A 20,906-nucleotide genomic window follows, 5' to 3' on the forward strand; every position below is an offset into this window, starting at 1 on the left:
AACTTACAATTTCGTGATGAAGTAGTTAATTTTTTTAATCTGTGAAAATATACTACTACTATTTTAATTTTATAATAATATTTTTAGATAATTATTATTATAGTTGAAATACTAATATTTAAATAGTATAATTTATATGCAAATCAACTAATTGAAAGGGTGTATCTACACTTATGTTGAACATAAATACCAAAAGTATAAAATCTAAAATAGTATTATACTCAACCTTTAGCCTTCTTATAATAGGAACTCTCTCCAATATATATGTATATCAATATTTCAATAAAATATTATCTCGTAAAGTGGATACTATAAATAATATGAATGTTAGTAATTTATCTTCACAAATAGATATTAGATTATCAAACCTAAATGATTTAACGTTACTCATAGCAAATAATGAATCAATACAAAATATCATAGGATATGAAATTCTAGATACTTCATTTTTAAAATCAAGCGGTATTGAAGCACAAAATATCTTAACCAACTATATTGGTTCATCTATTGTTAATCAATATGTTAAGAAGGCTATGATTTTCAACGAGGATGGTATGATAATAGAATCCAAGGGTAAAGAAAATGGATATCTAGATGACTTTATGAACGTAATAACTAGTGATAATTTCAACTTGATACTAGAAGATCCCAATCAGCTCTATCAAATCATTTCCGAACCTGTAGTATCTTCTGGAAAATTGTGTATGCCAATTTTAAAACCCATTTATAGTTTAAGTAATAGATATATTAATGGTTGGCTTTATATGGAAATTGATTTAGGTATAATTAATGATGTTTTAGATTCTTATAGATCGTATACAAGTTTATTCGTTGCAACTAAAAATAATGACATTATTCACTCAGATAATAATTACAATATAGATTATCATAGCATTATAGAAGCTAAAAGCAATAATTTCAACAACTATATAATTAAAAACTATACTGTAGATAAATATAATTGGAAGATATATACCGTAGAAAAACTTATGAATATAAATATAGAAACAAGAAATATGTTATCTGTCTTTTTTATAACAGTAGGTATATCCTTAGTTGCTGGATTTCTTATATTTATAGGTGCATCAAATATTATCACAAGACCTATTAAACTTCTAAAAACCCGTATTAAGAAGATTTCTTCAAAAGATTTTTCTTATGATGATGAGACTGAAAATCTTCATGGTGAAATTGGCGAAATTGGTCACGTCATAAATGAGATGGCTGGAGATATGGAAGAATTATTAGAGCATTCTATCGAAATAACAAATGAGAAGAAAAACTTTGAAATTGCTATGTTACAGTCTCAAGTTAATCCACATTTTCTATACAATACATTAAATTCCATTCATTGGATGGCAACTTTACAAAAAAACACAGGTATATGTAGACTGGTTGATGCCCTTACTAATTTATTAAAAAATATGGCCCAATCTTTTTCTGACAAAGTCACTTTAGGAGAAGAATTACGACTATTAGATGACTACCTAACCATTCAATCCATAAGGTATATGGAAAGCTTCGAGTTTGTAAATAATATAGATATATGTCTATATAATAAAAAAATAGTTAAAATGACATTACAACCTTTAGTAGAAAATGCGATCTTCCACGGCATTGAACCTAAAGGTAAATTGGGAACAATCACATTGGATAGTCATATAACAGATAATTGTTTATTTATTACTGTAACAGATAATGGTATTGGTATGACTGATGATGACATACGTAAACTTACAAGCAAGACAAAAGAAACCAGTAAAAGCTCAATTAATGGAATTGGTTATTACAATGTCAATCTACGACTCAAATTGATCTATGGAGACCAGTACGGATTAAGTATAAAAAGTGAATTTTCTAAGTATACAACTATAACAATTAAAATACCAATGGAGGAGTAGTCATATGGATAAAAAATTGATTTATAAAGTATTACTTGTAGATGATGAACTTATTATTTTATCAGGGTTAAAATTCATAATAAATTGGGAAACTATTGGCTGCGAAATAATAGATACCGCAAGCAATGGTCAAGAAGCATTAAAGATTATAAAAGAACAATCCCCTGATATTGTAATCTGCGATATAAATCTTCCAGTTTTTGACGGATTGGAGGTTCTGAAGCAATCAAATGAATTTAATCAAAACATAGTTTTTATAATGCTTACAAATCATCAGGATTTTCACCTTGCTCAACAGGCACTTAAACATAAAGCTGTTGATTATATACTAAAAACTAATTTACAACCAAAACTTTTTACTCAATCTATTGAAAATGCAAAAAATGAATTAAATAAAAGAAAAAAAATAAATAAAATTGATTTTGTTGAGAGTTACATTAATAGAAATGAAAAAGAAATGGTGAAAAACAGTTTATTACGTATTATAAATAGCACCGCTAATGATGTTTATCAGCTAGATGAACAATTCAAGATATGTGAATCAACAGGTATTTTTGAATCATACTCAATTATGCAAATTTATATCAATAATCCTGATATTATTAACATCAACTTATTTTCAGCAGAAGATAAGAAAAAAATAACTGAGTGTGAAAAAGATATTATTAATAAAATTTGCAAAAATTTCTTTGAACATTACATAATATTAGATTATGATAGTAGTTCTGTACTTGTGTTTATTTCAAATCAACCAAATATTGATAAAGAATATATAAGACATTTGTATAGAAAGATATTAACAACTTCAAAAACCATTCTAGAAACATCCATCGATATTGCTATAACCCAAGTTTTTGATACCAGTAAAGACATTTACTTATGTATTGAACAATTAAAGCAAATAAATAATTTCTATTATTATAATAATACGAATATTGTCTTTTATGATGAAATAAATCAAGAACTCTACAATGACAGTTTTGACCTATCTAATATCATTAACGACCTAAGTAAAGCATTAACTAAACATAATACAGAAAATATCAATAATGTATTTGAAAAACTTATAGGGCTATTAATTTCTTCAAAACCAAAGAAACAAAATGCTATAAATTGTTGTATTAGAATATATAACTATACTATTGTGACTTTACAATCCCTCGATAACCAAAAAGCTTTTAATGAAAGCTTTAGCAACAGTGCTGATACTATCAATAAGCTAATGTCTCTTGGCACATTTGAAGACGTTATCATATGGATTAAACAATTAAATACCACAGTTTGTAATTACAACTTATTAGTTACTTCAAAAAGCAATAATTTAATCAACAGTGCTAAAGAATTTATATATGATCATATAGATACCAAACTAACCTTGAATTCTGTAGCAAATTACTTGAGCATTACACCAAGTTACTTATCTTGTCTTTTCAAAAAGGAATGCAATCGTAATTTCGTAGATTATATCAATCAATTAAAAATTGAAAAAGCCTGTAATCTATTAAATGAAAAAAAATACTTGATATACGAAATAGCCTATATGCTAGGATTTGATAATGCCTATTATTTTACTAAAATCTTTAGAAAATATAAAGGAGTTACCCCCAAAGAATATCTACAAAAATCCAAAGGAGATCGTAATGTATAACAAAAGAGAAATTTTACTCGCATTAGAAGATAACATCAATTTGCTAGAAACAGATTATATTAAAGAAATGATTCATGACAATTCATTTATTACTAAACAAATAGACTCATTGAAGAATAATGCAAAAAACTACCACCTAGAGACAGAATCACACATTTCATATAGTAAGTACCGATTATTCAATGATACTGGTGATAGAGCTATTTATGAAAAAGAGTATTTCCGTAGGCGTGGTAATCTTATGACATTTTCATTATTATCTTTTTTATACCCAGATGATAATGTCTATATTACAAATCTAGAAAATATACTGTGGAGTATCTGTAGCGAATATACTTGGTGTTTACCTGCTCATTTTCTGGATGCGAAAAATCACATAATTGATTTTCATATGCGTTCTTGTCATATTGATTTGTTTGCATGCGAAACTGGACTTGCCTTATGCGAAACCTTACAAATAAATAGAAGTAATCTATCCCCTGAACTTATTGCAACAGTTGAAAGTGAAGTAAATAGACGTATTATAGAACCTTTCATGAATCCTGATAACTTTTATCGATTTGAAATAATGTCCAATAACTGGAGCTCTGTTTGCGGGGGTTCCATTGGTTCTATAGCTATGTATTTAATTAAGGATAAATATAAACTTGCTAATATACTACATAGATCTTTATCCTGTATTGACGTATACTTAAAGTCTTTTGGTGATGATGGAATTTGTACGGAGGGTCTATCTTATTGGACTTATGGTTTTGGTTTTTTTGTGGTTTTTGCTGATTTATTACATCAAAAAACCAAAGGGAATCTTGACCTTTTTGCTAATGATAAAGTCAAGAGTATCGCACTAAGCCAACAACTATGTTATATTTGTGACAATCACGTAATAAGTTTTGCTGATGGCATACCTACTGATACTTATCGCATAGGTTTAACTTCTTTTTTGCAAGGAAAGTATAAAGAGGTTAAACTACCAGATATTAAATATGCAAAAAAGATTTATGATGATCATTGTTATAGGTTTTGTTTAAGCTTAAGAGATTTTTTATGGATTAGTACAGATACTACTTTTGGATTAGAAAAAACTGTATCTGAATACTTAGAAGACTCTAATTGGTTTATAAGTAAAAACACTAGCATCAGTATTGTTGCAAAGGGTGGTAATAATGGAGAATCTCACAATCATAATGATGTCGGTTCCTTCATCTATTACAAAAATAATAAACCTATTTTATGTGATGTGGGTGCAGGATTATACGATGACAATTATTTTAGTACTAACCGATACAACAATTTTTGTACTAATTCCAGTAGCCATAATATACCTATCATTAATGGTAATTTACAAGAATTCGGTGAACACTACAAAGCTAAGAATAATAAATCTTTGATAACGGATGAAGTTGACGAATATTCTTTAGAGCTCCAAGACTGTTATAATGACCCTACTTTGAGATTATTTACTCGTAGTATTAAGGTTATCAAAAGTATATCTCCTTCAATAACTATAACTGATACATTTGAATTTGATGAAAAGGGCATTGTTACTGAAAATTTTATTTCTCTCTCTCCAATAGAAGTAATTGATGATTGTGTTGTTTTTACTAATGGCAACTTAATATCTCATATGGAATTTGACTTTTATAATATTGATACTGAAATTATAGAAACTTCATTTGTTGATCATTTCAATAAAATAGTTCCAGCATTTATACTCAAATTAACACCAAAAGAAAAATCTAAAAATGTGAATATTATTTTAACCCTAAGTTAGTTTTTCAAATATGACCATAATTATATTATAAGAGCTACTCATATCTATGAGCAGCTCTTATATCCTACACTTTATCAATACCTGACATCCACCAATTGATTGGTTCTAACCTTATAACATCCTCATCTTTTCTGTCAAAGTGATCAAATGCAAAAACTTTATCTAGAACCTTTTTCTTATCGTCTTCTTCATAATTAGATATATCAATATTATCTTCATCACATTGTGCTTTTATCATAGGATATAATTTATCCCATACTTTTTCAGTATTGATTATTTTCATCTGGTCACAATGATTGATTGATAAATTACTTGCTAATCTATTCAGACAACTTAGAACTTTACTATTTTCATATGGATGAACAACTGTAATATCTTGAAGTTCATATTCTAACATATGATTAATCAACAAACTCTGAATATGTTCATTGTCTCCTTGTATCTCTAATATATAACCCTGATTATCCTTCTCATATACCATGTATCCTTTACCATCATCATCATTACAACATTTAATAGCAATATTCTTTCTTGTTAAGTTTATCTTCCAATTATCTGTATTTCTTGATACTTTGCTATCATAATCATTATATAGTGAACTTAACATAGGTATATCCTCAACAGTTGCCACTCTAATATTCTTACCAGTATTCTTACCAGTATTCTTAACTAGTTTAACAGATTGTCTATAATCTAAAGAAAATTTACAGGTTCTGCCGCTATAATCCCATCCGTAATTTTTATAGCGTTGCCTATTACCTGTTAACCATGATATATCATAACCTTCATCATACATCATCTTGATAATTTCTTTTAACATATAAGACATTAAGCCTTTGTTCCTATATTCTTTTAGTATACATACCGTTCCTATTCCACCAACAGTTAGATTTATTTTGCTTCCCCGATACACAGACTCTAACTCTAGAGGATAAATTCCTATACAGCCAACTATCTTATCGTTAACCTTAAGAATTCTTGTATTGGCAATTTCTATTTTAGTGGCATTATCTACATCTGGGAAAATATGAGGTAAATATTTCACAAACCAATTGTCTTCTTTTTTATTGAATGCATCATTAATTACTAACAATAATTCTTCATAGTCTTTTGGCATACATTTCTCAAAACTTTTACGTAAATTATTATTCATCTTTAACCCTCCTGTTATTACTTGGTTTTCTTATCTATTCCTACAATCATATATTCAAAATCTTGATAAACAAATCTTTCTTCTATCCCTCTCTGTAATAAATCTTTGCTGAAATCATTCATACTATTTTTATTATACGGATTGGATTCTATGTCTATTTCAAATACTTCCTTAGACATATTGTCTTGTACATATACTCTATCCCCAAACCATACCGACTGTTCCGGATGAATATTAGCTTGTGTATCAATATCTTCAATCTTTCCTTTATCATTTTCTAAAATGACTTGTTCATCATTTTTATTATCTTGGAACTTATCTCTAGCAATATTGATTCTATCAATAATGTTATTTACAACCTGCTCGGGATTTTTCCACCAATCTAAACTCCATATTCTATAAAGATTCCAACCTCTTGATTCAAGGAATCTTTTTCTATGGATATCTCTTTCTCTTGTTGAAAATTGGTCATAATAAGAATTACCATCACATTCAATTCCTAATAAATATCTAGAACTATCTTTGTCATACACAGCTAAATCAATTTTATAATCCGAAACTCCTACATTCTTCTCTACATAGTAATCTTTTTCTTTTAACTCAACATATAATCTAGATGCAATATCGTCAATGTCATCTTTAGCTTTACCTTTATCTTTTGTGAATACTAACTCTCTAAGTACATTCTCTGCTTCAGCATTTTCTTTGGAAGATACTTCTCTAACATATTGAAGATAATTTTTAAATAATTTAGCTCCAATATTTTTAGTTCCTTCTACCTTCAGTTCTTCTGGTTCTATGGAAGTTATTACATATATCTTTTCCTTAGCGCGGCTTATTGCAACATTCAACCTATTTTCGCCACCATCTTGAGTTAATGATCCGAAATTGACTGATACCTTGCCTGATTCATTAGGGGCATAACCAATTGAAAATATAATTATATCTCTTTCGTCACCTTGGACATTTTCTATGTTTTTAACAAATATACTAACATCTTCATTTCCATTTTTACGAATCTTTTCATGGTTATATAACTTTTTGAACTCTTTATCATAGTTCCCTCTAGCATCTAATAAATCGCTGATCAAATCCTTTTGTTTTATGTTAAATGTGATAATCCCTATAGTCTCATCGTTTTTACTGTTTTTCAATATAGAATCTACTAAATCTACTACTTTACTTGCTTCTGCATTATTTTTTCTATCTATCCATTTACCATCAACTTTTATTCTTTCTATAGGAGACGGCTTATTACCTCTTATATTAACTATGTTAGGGGATATATTAAGATTACCACCATAAAAAGCATAGTTGGAGAAGTTTATCAATTCCTCATATCTGGAACGATAGTGATAGTTAAGGTGTACTGATGGATAGTTAATCTTAGCTAGATCAAGAAGGCTTTCTTCTTCAAAAGCTGCTGCAGTTTCTATAGTAGTTAGTTCTTCATCAAAATCATCATATCTTGCCATGAATGTTGAACTTGGTTTTAACTGTTTATCATCTCCAGTTACAACTACTTGTTTACCTCTATATATAGTTGGTATTGCATTCTCAACATACATTTGAGAGGCTTCATCAAATATTATCATATCGAACATACCTTCTTTTAGCGGTAATATATCAGATACAGTTTCTGGACTAAGAAGCCAACATGGAAAAACAGTCAATAGAAGCTCACTAAATTCAATGACATATTTTCTGATAGGCCATGTTTTACGTTTTTTCTCAGCTTGTCTTTTAAATTCTTTAAAGAGTGGAGTATCAACAAATACTTGTAATTTATCATTCCATTTGCTTTTTATTAGGTCTGCTGTGAGACTGTTCTTCTCCTTCATTAGATTATCAATTTCTTGTATAGTATCTTGGTACATAGAAAAGTGAAGGTAAAAATCGTTGTATTCTTTTGTTTTTTCAATCTCGTTAATATGTAGTAGTGTCGTAAACGGAATAATGTTTGCTAATACTTCATTAAGCTCTACACCATCTCGGGCTTTATTAATCCCATGATCCAGTATTATTACTTCAATCTCGGATAAACTGTCAACCCTATTTTTTAATCCATGGAATATCTCTAATTTATCTGTAGCATCTTTTATATCTTCTAAATCCTTGCTAATATCGAATTCTAGAACGAATCTTTCACATAATGATTGATACATGTCTTCTCTCATCATTGGTTTCATTTCTTTTATTAAAACTATAACTTCATTTATTGCAATACCATACTTTATAAATAATTTTTCCAGCTCGCTTTTTCTTTCCTCAAAAGTGGACACATTATTTTCATGTTCTTCTTTTTTACTTTTATGTTTTATCCAATGATTAGGACTCCACCATTTATTATCTTCATTTTGTTCTATTAGGTGACCGTTAGTTTTTTGATTGGTCATATGTGCATGGTTAATGACTTGTTGCTTAGTCACTCCAAAATCATTTTCTATATATAATCCACCTAATATTTCTAATTTTTCTAATTCAATTTTTTGTATTTCAGAATTAATTTTATCGATAATCTTAACAATGATATCTTGTAATTCCTGAATTTCTATGAAATCTAATTTCCTTGCAAAAGTATCCATCATTGGATTTTCCTTGCACATATCTATATAACTGATATAACTCTTTGCAATCATAGGATTAGATTCTATATGATCCATTGCTTCTCTTAATTTTTGATATTTATACTTTTCAAAAGGGTTGTCCTTACGAAAATCCCTATAACTTTCATATCTAATATCTTCCGTTGAAGTTATAGCTTCTGAACAAGCATACATATCATGAAGAGTTATACCATATTCCCTTTCTTCATGAAGTATTTCTGCCATATTAGTCAGATAACCTATTTTTTCATCTATAGCCAATGCATCATCATCAATCTTCAGATTTAGAGAATTGTCAAAATCCATTGCTTCTGCACTAATGCAGTCACATACTTTTCTATAGAAATCTCTTTTGTTCTTATTAGCATCATGGACCAGAGCAATCTTGGCATTGATATCTGCTAACCTATTGTATATAACATCAAGTGCAGCTCTTTTTTGAGATACCATCAAAACTTTTTTGCCTTTGGCTAGAGAGTCACATATAATGTTTGCTATAGTTTGGGATTTACCTGTTCCTGGAGGTCCATATATAACTAAATTACTTTTTTCGTTTGTACTAAGAACCGCTTTTTCTTGACTGTTATCAAGTGAAGACAAAAAGTACACGTCTTTTTCTGATAGTTGTTTTACTTTTTCTTCTGGTTCTTTGGTAGGTTCATCCGTTTCATTTTCATCTTCTTTGTTCATTAACAGTAACTCAAGAACTTCATTGTACAGTTCTTCCTGTTCTAGATATTGATAATCTGTGTAAATTGAATTAGACATTGGAAATTGTCCTAGAACCATATAATTTTTTAATATTAACTCTCCTGCTTCATAATCCGGTAATTTTTCATTAGTATAATCAATAAATTTTTCTATATCTCTCTTATTGGTATCTTCTATATTGATTTTATTTTTATCAAGATAGGTGATTAATCCTGAAATTACATCCTCTGAGAATTGTTCTAGTGATGAAAATTCCATTTCTATTTCTGTTATCTTAGATTCATTGAATTTACAATAGGCAAAGATGAACACTTTGTTAATAAGAATTTCTTGATCAACAATATTGGATAACTGCCATTTATTGCTTACTTTTTCTAATTTCACCGGAAACATGAAAAGAGGTGCTCTAACGAAGGTGGAGTCATTGAATCTTCCCTCAACAAAAGGATAGCTTAGATATAATTCGTATTTTCCTGTTTCTTTTTCTACTGCATCAATCTCTCTAAGCAAATAATTAATATTGTTAGAGTAATTGATCATCTTTTCAATCTTAGCATCTATCTTCTTTTTGTCAGCAACTACTTCCATATCATATTTATCATTTATTTCTTGTTTTCTTTTTTCAAGGACTTCTTTTTCTTCTTCAGATACATCATTCAATCCTTTTATAGTATCTTCAAGCGCTAATAATTCCTGTTTTCTATTATTACTATTTTGTTTTTCACTGGTTTTCAGGTCCTCGTTTCTTACTTTATAAGGATCTTCGATTATTATTTTCTTTCCTTTTTCTCTTTTAACCAAGAAATTGATAAGCTCATCATTCATATTTTTATCTAATTCAATCAATCTTGATATATCAAATGATCTTTTTTTATGTATTTTCTTAAGAACTAAACTTCTATTTCGTCCACTTAGGTTTATTAACCTGTCTTTATATGTTTTTAGAATATCTCTCACCTATTATTACCCCCTGCTAAAGTAGATAAACTGATATTTATTGTTTACTAATGGTTTTATTATATCAAAATTATAGCTTATTACAAATTATTTATAATAAAAAAGCGATGGTATCAAATATCTCTACCATCGCTTTTTTCATTATCATGAGTTAACTTATAGATTTTTTAATCAATATTTACTTTGATTATTGAATTCATTTTATTTCCAAACTTTAAATGCATCATGTACTATATACGTATTGGATGAGTTGGTATTCTTAACCCCACTTACAACTATTTTTATTGTATGTTTATTATTGGCAAGACCCCTTACGCTATATAAACGTTGTTGATGCTGTTTAGAAGATGCTTCATAACAATCCAAGTTTTCTTGTACTAGTTGATCATCCAAATATATATCGGCATAACCTAGATTAGAATTTTTCGCACCTATCCATTCTACTCCCGTTCCAGTGAATTCATGTTCTACATAGCTATCTTGTGTATTATTATAATGTTCGGTACCTAAATAATTGCTAAGGTCTTGACTATATTGTACCCATGTACCTTGATATACATTAGCTATGTCAGTATCATCAATAATATAACTATAGGATTTATGATTTCCAGCTTTTGAAATTGTATCAACAACATATGGTATATTCATATCTGGTGCAGATGGATTAGGTCTAGATGATGAACCTGGATATGTAAAATGATCATGGGGGTAATTCTCAGTCATTACTGAATCCATATGTCCAACCATACTATCTCTATCTGACATTTCTGACCAATAACCTACATTTCGATTAAAGAAAAATGTATCTGGCTGTGATGATGCTACTCTATAAACTACATTTCTACTTATATCCGTATATCCTGAACTTCCTTCATCTAAATATATACCTCCTGGTGCTCCTACAACATTATCATGGACATGATTACCTTTTATTCTTGAACCAGGCTGATATCCAAGCATGTAGATTCCACCACCATCATGTAGTTTTTCAAGACAATTTCTTATATGGTTATATTCTATTACGTTTTGTCCAGCTATAGTTGGACAATCGTATCCCCAACTCCATCCACTGCTTATACCTGTATAAGATACGTGATTAAGGTCATTATAACTGACAATTGTTCCTTTCGTTAATCCTAACCATACACCTATAGCTCCATTATAACTTTCTCCAATATTATATATTTTATTGGCTAGTATTTTGTTATTTTTTACAACATGTGCATCTGTAGCATAATTAGATTCTTCTGAATTTTCAGGTCCTATTTGTATACCCGAAGAACCTATACCATCAAATTCACTTCCAATTACAGTATTATTCTGGCTTTCTCTATGGAAATCAACGCCAGCTTTACCTATCATCTTGAACTTACAATTATCAAATCTAATGTTACTGGAATAATCAAATCTGATTGCTCCTGGCATTTTAGTCCAGTTACCGTTACGTTTTAAAAATGACGCCTGTCCTGTAACAGCCCCTTCTTCACTATTTGGACTATTATAACCTGTACATTCAAAGGAGATTCCTGTAAATGATATATTCTTTAAATGGTCATTACTTTCTCCAGAACCTAAAATCAAATCTTCAACTTTTGGTACATAAACTTCTGCACTCTGCATATCTTCACCATTTCTTGGCATATAATAGATATACTTTGAACTTCTGTCGAAATAACTCTCTCCTGGTTCATCTAATAGTTCAAAAGCATTTTGAACATAATTAGGGTCTTGAATAGCAAGAGGCCCTCCTATTCCAGTTTGTACATCATAGAAAGCTTGTGGTTTCATTTCTATGTTTAATCCCCCGGAAGAATTAGTTTGTGCACTCTTAATTGGTATAATATGATATGTCCATCCTACAAGGTATACCATCTCAATATCTGATACATTTCCCCAATTATTCATATTATTAAACTCGTAAGAAGAGTCTGTTGTATATCCTTGATGAACAGTTAGAGTTCTATCTCTTGCAGTATCTTCATAGTATTTTGGGAAACCATCAATTGAATTATCGTACCATGTCATATTTGGATTATCATAACCACTCCATCCATTGATTCCTGTTCCTGTATTTCTTGCGATTACCGCTCTTCTTCCATTAACATATATTTCTCTAGAATAGTCTACATCGGCTGGTGCTAAAGCTCTATAAGCGCCTGCTTTATCTGGTGCCACTTCCCATCCTTCAACTTTTTTCCCACCACTGATTACTGGTGCCTCATTAGGGTATGCTTTATATAATACATTGTATCCGTTTGTTCCTGAATCAGTTTTATTAAATATTATAGATTCATCAATAAAATATGTTCCACCCCTAAGATATACAATTATATCACTTGTCATATTGCTATTTATGGTTCTTACGAAATCTCTTGCTCCTGCAATAGTTTTTAATGGTGCTTCTATAGTTCCAACATTATTATCATTCCCATCGGGTGACACGTATAATTCAGCTTGATAATTATCTTGTTTTGTAACAGTTACATTCCACGTATAACTATTACCATTCTTTGTAGTTACTGTATATTCTACAGATCCATTACTGAAATCCATTGCTTGATTGTTTTCAGGTGAACAAGTTGTATAATCTGTAGTAGTTATTATTGGATACACTTTAGTTAGATCTGTATCACCGAATACTTTTATATTTATTTGTTGATTAGTATAATCTATATTAGATGGACCTATTTGATTTGGTACAACAAATGATTTTATACCTGCTTTTTGAACAACCACATTAACTTCTGGTTGTAAATTGTCAGGATTATTAAAATAAGGTGGTGAAGTAAAAAGATTATTATTAATAGTTCCTGTGAAACGATAAATCCCTGACTGATTGGGATTAAATGGATTGTTTATATCTTCTTTCCAACTTTTATCCTGATCTGATGAAGGATATATATCTATCCTTCCCCTAAGATTATTTTTTTCTTGTGTTGCATACATAGCTTGATGTGGTAATGGAAGATTGTCATTTGCTATTCCTTCTGTGACTATTATATCATCAATACTTCTTATGCTTGTTAGCTTAACAGGTTCTCCATAGACTTCCATTTCTACAATATGGACCCAATCATTACTTGGTGTTAATTTAATGTAACGTACAGTACTGCCATAAGATATGCTGCATTCATATGGCTCATAATATGCAGGACTATTATTTATACCACTTGCATTTGGTGGATCTATTCCCGTATCCTGATCATATACTGTTGTCCAGTTCGTTTTATCATTACTTACTTCTAATTTTATATGAACTGGTGCACACTCAAAATTAACATTATTAGAATTCTTGTTAAAATATAATAACACTTTATTTATGGATCTCTCTTGTCCCAAATCCACAATTGCCCAATAAGGTTCTATATAGTTCTCTTCAAATGGTGCCCAAAATGTTGCCACACCATCTACTGATGCCCTGTCTTTTCTTCCGTCAACAATGGCACTTGCTGGATATTCTGGATAAGATGAAGATGCCTCTACATTTTTACCTAATGCATAATTTTCACTGACCGATTCTGCATGTACTGTTAAATAACTAAATGATAAATTAAATAGATTGGTGGATACATAAAAACATAATACTGTAACAATTAATAAACGTGAATATCTTTTTATACCTATCATAATAAAAACCTCCTTCTTAAAATATTGTTAGTCCTCATTATTTATTATATTTGATTAGATTAAACAAACAATAACAAAATATCACTAAAAATATAAACATATGATTATTATTGATAATTCTTTGGTATAATTTACTGATTAAAAGAATTTTAACAATATATCTTGTAATAATATAGCTTATTATTTTAAATTATACATGCTATTAATTGTACATATTTTACATATGCTATTCTACAACAACATATATTACTTATTCTATTATTATTAAACAATATTTGCTTAGAATTCTTTCAATATAATATGACGTAATATTCATAGATAATATGGTTAAACTAGATATTGAAATAGATATTAGAAGGGAGCATACCATGTTAAATAGTATATACGAAACACGTACAAGATTAGATGAAGGTTACCATATCTCTTTAACCATACCAAAAGAAGAATACACTATCATCTATGGAAATGACATTAATGAAAAAAATGCTACAGATATAGTTACTGAGCATTTACAACACCGAGATGATGATGGAGAAGCTCATGACATAAAGATATATGACCATGAAGCTAGTAATATAATAGAAATAGAAGCTCAGTTGAATTATATAGGAAATGAACATACCGATTATACCAAGTCTCAAGGCGAACTATTCTCCAATAATAGAAACTAATAATACTATAACAAAGGGCTTAATTATTTTAGTAATTAGCCCCTTTTTATTTCCCAATAAAGGACTCATGTCCATTGACTGCTATCGGGAATTATACTATAATTATAGTACTTAAATATATTATTAGTCATATGTATTAATATATTTAAGCATTAAACTAAACAAATTATTGGGAGGATTGTTATGAAAAACAGAGTAAGAAAGTTATTAAGTATGTTATTAGTTCTAACCGTAGTATTTAATCTACATACTGTATTCATGTATGCCAGTGAGGATACTACAACATCAACGCCTGTAACAACTGACACAACCTTACCAGCAGTCAATCAGCTAGAAAATGTCATTGACATATTAACCGTCAACGACTTCCACGGAAACGTAAAAGAAAATGGTAAAAACATCGGTATGTCTAAAATGGTACGTTATGTCAATGATCAAAAAGTTGTAAATCCTAATACGATTGTTGTTTCTGGTGGAGATAACTACCAAGGAACTGCTCTTTCTAATCTTACATATGGTGCTCCTGTTAATGAGATGTTCAAAGGTATGGATGTTCTTGCATCAGCAGTTGGAAACCATGAATTCGACTGGGGTGTTGATAGAATAGAACAATGGGCAAAAGATGGTAATTTTACTTTCCTTGCTTCTAATATCTATGATAAAACTACTAATGAACCTGTAACTTGGGCCAAGCCTTATTTAATTCATGAAATAGCTAACAAAAAAATTGCTTTTATTGGTATATCAACAATTGAAACAGCACATAAGACTAAAGTCGATAATGTAGCAACTCTTGAATTTAAATCAGCTGACGACGCTGCTAAAATTTGGGTAGATTATCTACAAGCTGGTAAAGCTGAAGAAGGAACTCCAGACATAATCATCGCTCTCACTCATGTTCCTACATGGCAAGATAATTATGGAGAAAATCCTGAGACTCCTATAACAGGTGATGAAATCAATGCTCTATGTCAAGTTGAAGGTCTTGATGCAGTGATAACAGGTCATTCACATAAGACTGTCGCTGGTTATATAAATGATAAACCTGTTGTTCAAGCATATAAATATGGTAGAGCAGTTGGTAAAATATCTATTGAATTGAATGAAGATGGTTCAGTAAAATCTATTACTCCATCTGTAGAATCTGTTTATAAAAATTCTAAGGACCTACTTGAAGATCCAGAAACCAAAGAAGTATATGATAAATATGAAAAAGACTTTTCTCCAATAGCTGATGAAATTGTAGGACAATCAAAAGGACGTTTATCACATGATACTAAAAACGTTACTCCTCTTGGCTACTTTACTACAAATATCATGAGAAAAGCTACCAATTCACAGATCGGATTAACTAATGGTGGCGGTCTTAGAAGAAGTCTTGAAGAAGGTACGATTACTATGGGAGATTTATATGAAGTAATACCTTTTGATAACACTTTGGTTACAATGGAAGTAACAGGTGCTCTACTTAAATCCTTAGTCGATCATGGTATTGAAGCAGATGACATGGGAGACGGTCAATTTGCAGGCTTAAAAGTAATATATGATCCTACTGCAGAATATGAGAATAGAGTTATCAGTATTACACTAGAAGACGGTACTCCATTAGACATGGATAAAAAATATACATTGGTAACTAACGATTTCGTCGCTACTGGTGGAGACAAATATAATTTTGAAGGCGCTGAAAATGTTGTAGATACCTTTGTTCCAATAAGAGATGAACTTGTTAAGGCAATAAAAGCAGAAGGTACAGTTGTAGCTCCTACAATAGACGTAATGTCACCTATTGGTACATATAAGATAAAAGCCGGTGATGTTTTATGGAAAATTGCAAAAGTCTATAATACAACTTATCAAGAATTAGCAAAATTAAATGACTTAAAAAATCCTCATAAAATATATGAAGGAAAAGCATTATTAGTACCCGCTAACTAATTAGTATTTTAGTAAGGGGCTGTATCATGATACAGCCCCTTTTCTTAACCTGAAATAAGGAGAAAAATGACATGAAATGTAGATTATTTATTTTAATTGTACTTATTTCATTATTCTTGACGTCTTGTAATTCAAAACCCGAGGGTGATATCACCAAAGATGAAAAATTAGGTGGTCTCGCATCTTATTATGAAGAAGATATGGAAAAACCTGAATATGATGTAGTAAAAGCAAAAGTAATTAGAATAGATAGGGATGATACTACTCTAGAACGCCCAGACACTCCAATAGAACAAGACATCAGATACCAGCATCTCTATATCAAAATATTACAAGGAAAGCATAAAGGCGAAGAATATTCAGTACGAAATACTGTTGAAATGGTTAATCCCTATAGATTAGTATTCAAAACCGGTGATAAAATGTATATCTATGTTTATGAAACCGATAAAGGTACAGTTGGAAATATACATATTTATGAACGTTGTAGAGATAGTGCAATATTTTTTATTGTTATATCCTTTTTAATATTATTAGTAGTAATTGGTGGACTGAAGGGACTAAAATCAGTAATCACATTAACTTTTACAATAATCTTGATAGCATTTGTTATGTTACCTCTCATTCTTAGAGGTTTTAATCCTTTGGTAGTTACCGTAGGAATTATATCAGTCACTACAACTGTTACTTTGATTATAATAAGTGGTTGGAATAAAAAAACAAGAACAGCTATCTTAGGTACTGTAGGTGGTGTTCTTGTCGCAGCATTAGCAGCAGGACTTGTCGGTAGCGTTGCAATGCTTACTGGACTTGGTGATGAACAAGCAAGAATGCTTGCTTATATTCCTCAGAACAGGCACCTAGATTTTAAAGGTATTTTATTAGCTGGTATTATAATAGGAGCTCTAGGAGCTGTTATGGATGTTTCTCTATCCATAGCTTCAGCAATGTGGGAAATCGAAGAAAACAAGCCTAATATAACAACCAAAAAATTAATTAAATCAGGGATGAATATAGGTAAAGATATCATGGGCTCTATGTCCAATACACTTATTTTAGCTTATGTTGGAGGTTCATTACACCTTTTGTTGCTGTTTATCGCTTATGATATAACAATAATAGAGATCCTAAATATGGACATGATAGCTTCAGAAATAGTACGAGCAGTAGCAGGAAGTATAGGGCTTATTTCAGCCATTCCATTGACTACTTGGATAGGTGGTACCTTAGGAAGAAAAAATTAAGTTTTTATAGACAATTAATGCATTATTCTATATAATTATATTTGTACTGTAGCAGAGCAGATATTGCGCGTTAAGTGTTAGCGGATGGGAAGTTTCCTCTAAACGAAAAACCTTATTCTTAGGTTTGCGGTGTAATATTGTTTCCGCTGTTGCATAGAGAATAAGTGTATGAGTAATACCTTTTTTCTTTTTATGTAACAGGTAATATGTAAAAAGAAAGGGGGTTTTTTGTTTATGCAAAATAATACAAATACCGTTTATGTGATGCTTTCATAGCTATTTTCCGATTATTTAATTAATTTTTCAATAAAATAATAGGAGGCACATAAATGAATAAATCACAAACAAGCAAATATATAAAAGTAATAGTACAAACAGGATTATTAATAGCAATTGCACAAATTGTAAAAATGTTCAGCACTTATATCTATTTTGCAGGAACGCCAGCAATCAGAATCAGTTTTTCGGGTCCATTTACTAAAATGCCCGGTATTTTATTTGGTCCTGTCGTTGGTGGTATCAGTGCTGGTCTGTCTGATATTATAGGCTATCTGATTAAACCTCAAGGACCATATATTCCTTGGTTAGGAGTAACAGCTATATTAGGAGGTATTCTCACCCCTCTTATTTGGAAGGCACTAAAAAACATTAGAATCAATAAGCTACAAACTATATGTATTATTGTTTTTTCTGCAATCGGTCTACTTGGCATATTTAATCATCTTCAACTTACTTATAATCAAACTGGTAGTTGGGCAAAATATATATCATCTATTGGTAAAACTACTACTTTCGCAACAGTTCTATTAATAGCTACTTCCCTAGTAGGATTTTTATTACTATTAATAGACAGGGTTATTCAAAAAAGATTTAATGACTTAAAAATATATAACAATTTTTTAAAGTTGATTATATCTGTAGGTGTACCAGGATTAATAGTAACTACAATAAATACTGAATTACTTAGGATGTTTATTCCTGTGTTATCCAAAAAAGCTTTTATTGCTTTCCTACTACCTAGAATTGTAGAAGAGTTATTCATAACTGTCTATATATCATATATGTTGTCGCTATTACTATATTTATACAATAATTTATTTAAAAACAAATAATTTCGAGGTATGGACAATGAAAAAATTATATTCAACAAATAGATTAGTACTAAGAACCATAGATACATCCTTTACAAGAAAAGTATTAGATTATTATACGCGCAACAGGGATTTTTTAAAACCTTGGGAACCTAATCGTGAACAAAATTTCTATAAGCCTATGACTCACAAAAAAACTATCCGTAGAGAAGTAGATCTAATGAATAATCTATCTATGATTAGACTCTGGATCTTCAAGAAAGAAGATACTGGTTTTGAAAGAATAATCGGCACCCTCTCTTTCTCAAATATTGTTAGAGGTTGTTTTCAATCCTGTTTTTTAGGTTATAAGTTAGATAAAGATGAGATTAATAAAGGTTATATGTCAGAAGCTCTTGAAAAAGGTATAGAGGTAATGTTTCACGATTACAAACTTCATCGTATAGAAGCTAATATTATACCTAGGAATAAAGCTTCCATAAATTTAGTTAAAAAATTAGGATTTGTTAACGAAGGAGTATCAAAGAAATATCTTAAGATTAATGGAGTTTGGGAAGATCATTATCATATGGTATTACTTAATGAAGATATGGAATAAGATGTACTTATAATAGTAAATAAAAATGTTTACACATTATTTACATTTGAAACATGGATTATACACAATTATATAATATGATGATATTGTAAGAAAAATTCTTACATAAAAAACTCCCCCCTCATTCTTTATATAATAAAAAGCATTGATACAATCCTCGGATCAATGCTTTTTTGTTTGTTATTATCTTGCATTTATTCACTAGATATTATTTATTAATCTTACTGTTATTTATTGAACTCAACAATATTCTTTCTATATCTAGTTGGAACGAATTGCCTTTGTAACACCTTATTCTTTCTCTCTTTAATTCCTATATGCTCAAAATAACCTTTCCACATCTCTTGAAAATTCTTTTCTCTTTCTGATATATTTATATCATCTTGATACTGAAAATCGGTTATCATCCATTCTATTTTATTATATATAACAGCTTTTCTACGCTTTTTATCATGTATTATGAAATTTTCATTTTTCATTCTATCTGCAAAATGGTCAGCTAACAATTCAATTACATCATTATCAGGTGTTAACGGTGCATACAGTACATCGCCAACTTCTTGAAACCTTAGCAAGCCCAACAATCTATGCCTCTCCTTAGATACTTTGGATGACAGTTTGTGGATATTTATCACATCTTTATGAGTATGTTCGTTATCTATTTTATATCCCATTTTAAAACCTAGCTCTAGATATTTTAATATATAGCAGTCTTTTTTGTAATCATCAGATAAAAATGTATAATAGACATTCTTCATAGCTTCATCAGATATCTTATTCCATATAGCAGTATATACTTTGTCTGCTTTTTCATCATCTGTAGTAATATTAACTTCTTGTTCTAATAGTTCCATTTCATATCTATTCTCATAGTATATTCCATTGGTTTTTTCACTATAATAATGTTCGTATATACAAGTTAAGAGTCCATTAAAAGTTCCATCATGCAAATACACCATATTATCAATCCTTTTTCATTGATTATTGCTA

Annotated in this window: 12 protein-coding genes and 1 riboswitch; of the genes, 8 read left to right on the top strand and 4 right to left on the bottom strand. The window is 29.8% G+C overall.

Features of this window, described 5'->3' with window-relative positions; translation table 11 throughout:
* The first annotated feature begins 173 nt into the window (after positions 1 to 173).
* The 3 genes from ACX6CF_RS07815 to ACX6CF_RS07825 are packed head-to-tail and all read left to right on the top strand — an operon-like array spanning position 174 to position 5,320.
* Positions 174 to 1,901: a sensor histidine kinase gene (locus ACX6CF_RS07815; protein WP_458784757.1), complete on the top strand. Its 1,728-nt coding sequence runs from the start codon at positions 174 to 176 to the stop codon at positions 1,899 to 1,901.
* A gap of 4 nt (positions 1,902 to 1,905) precedes the next feature.
* Positions 1,906 to 3,549, top strand: a complete 1,644-nt coding sequence (locus ACX6CF_RS07820; RefSeq protein ID WP_458784758.1) for a response regulator transcription factor — start codon at positions 1,906 to 1,908, stop codon at positions 3,547 to 3,549.
* Positions 3,542 to 5,320 carry a heparinase II/III domain-containing protein gene (locus ACX6CF_RS07825; protein WP_458784759.1) on the top strand — a complete coding sequence of 593 codons (1,779 nt, stop codon included), beginning with the start codon at positions 3,542 to 3,544 and terminating at the stop codon, positions 5,318 to 5,320. Before ACX6CF_RS07820 ends, ACX6CF_RS07825 begins: the two co-directional genes overlap by 8 nt.
* 64 nt (positions 5,321 to 5,384) lie before the next feature.
* Here the strand turns inward: ACX6CF_RS07825 and ACX6CF_RS07830 are convergent, their stop codons facing one another.
* The 3 genes from ACX6CF_RS07830 to ACX6CF_RS07840 form a co-directional block, all read right to left on the bottom strand.
* Positions 5,385 to 6,473, bottom strand: coding sequence for a GNAT family N-acetyltransferase (locus tag ACX6CF_RS07830; protein WP_458784760.1), 1,089 nt, complete (start codon positions 6,471 to 6,473; stop codon positions 5,385 to 5,387).
* 17 nt (positions 6,474 to 6,490) lie between these two features.
* Positions 6,491 to 10,747: an AAA domain-containing protein gene (locus ACX6CF_RS07835; RefSeq protein WP_458784761.1), complete on the bottom strand. Its 4,257-nt coding sequence runs from the start codon at positions 10,745 to 10,747 to the stop codon at positions 6,491 to 6,493.
* 201 nt (positions 10,748 to 10,948) lie between these two features.
* The gene (locus ACX6CF_RS07840; RefSeq protein WP_458784762.1) at positions 10,949 to 14,374 is read right to left on the bottom strand and encodes a discoidin domain-containing protein; all 3,426 of its coding nucleotides are present in this window, start codon (positions 14,372 to 14,374) and stop codon (positions 10,949 to 10,951) included.
* A gap of 368 nt (positions 14,375 to 14,742) precedes the next feature.
* On the opposite strand from ACX6CF_RS07840, the gene ACX6CF_RS07845 reads away from it, so the two are divergent.
* From ACX6CF_RS07845 to ACX6CF_RS07865, 5 genes are all read left to right on the top strand, one after another.
* Positions 14,743 to 15,045: a hypothetical protein gene (locus ACX6CF_RS07845; protein WP_458784763.1), complete on the top strand. Its 303-nt coding sequence runs from the start codon at positions 14,743 to 14,745 to the stop codon at positions 15,043 to 15,045.
* Between the two features lie 183 nt (positions 15,046 to 15,228).
* Positions 15,229 to 16,983, top strand: a complete 1,755-nt coding sequence (locus tag ACX6CF_RS07850; protein WP_458784764.1) for a 5'-nucleotidase C-terminal domain-containing protein — start codon at positions 15,229 to 15,231, stop codon at positions 16,981 to 16,983.
* A 71-nt stretch (positions 16,984 to 17,054) separates the two neighbouring features.
* Positions 17,055 to 18,227 (top strand): YibE/F family protein, encoded by a 1,173-nt coding sequence (locus ACX6CF_RS07855; protein ID WP_458784765.1) that lies wholly within the window; start codon positions 17,055 to 17,057, stop codon positions 18,225 to 18,227.
* 50 nt (positions 18,228 to 18,277) lie between these two features.
* Positions 18,278 to 18,378, top strand: a riboswitch (THF riboswitch).
* A 178-nt stretch (positions 18,379 to 18,556) separates the two neighbouring features.
* A complete protein-coding gene (locus ACX6CF_RS07860; protein WP_458784766.1) occupies positions 18,557 to 19,339 on the top strand; it encodes an ECF transporter S component in 783 nt (260 codons plus the stop codon).
* Between the two features lie 16 nt (positions 19,340 to 19,355).
* Complete coding sequence (locus tag ACX6CF_RS07865; protein ID WP_458784767.1) at positions 19,356 to 19,916, top strand: GNAT family N-acetyltransferase; 561 nt, start codon at positions 19,356 to 19,358, stop codon at positions 19,914 to 19,916.
* Positions 19,917 to 20,143: 227 nt separating this feature from the next.
* Here ACX6CF_RS07865 and ACX6CF_RS07870 read toward each other — a convergent pair whose 3' ends face one another.
* Positions 20,144 to 20,875, bottom strand: a complete 732-nt coding sequence (locus tag ACX6CF_RS07870) for a TIGR03915 family putative DNA repair protein (RefSeq protein WP_458784768.1) — start codon at positions 20,873 to 20,875, stop codon at positions 20,144 to 20,146.
* Between the last annotated feature and the right edge of the window lie 31 nt (positions 20,876 to 20,906).

The sequence above is a fragment of the Vallitalea sediminicola genome (genome assembly GCF_054408565.1).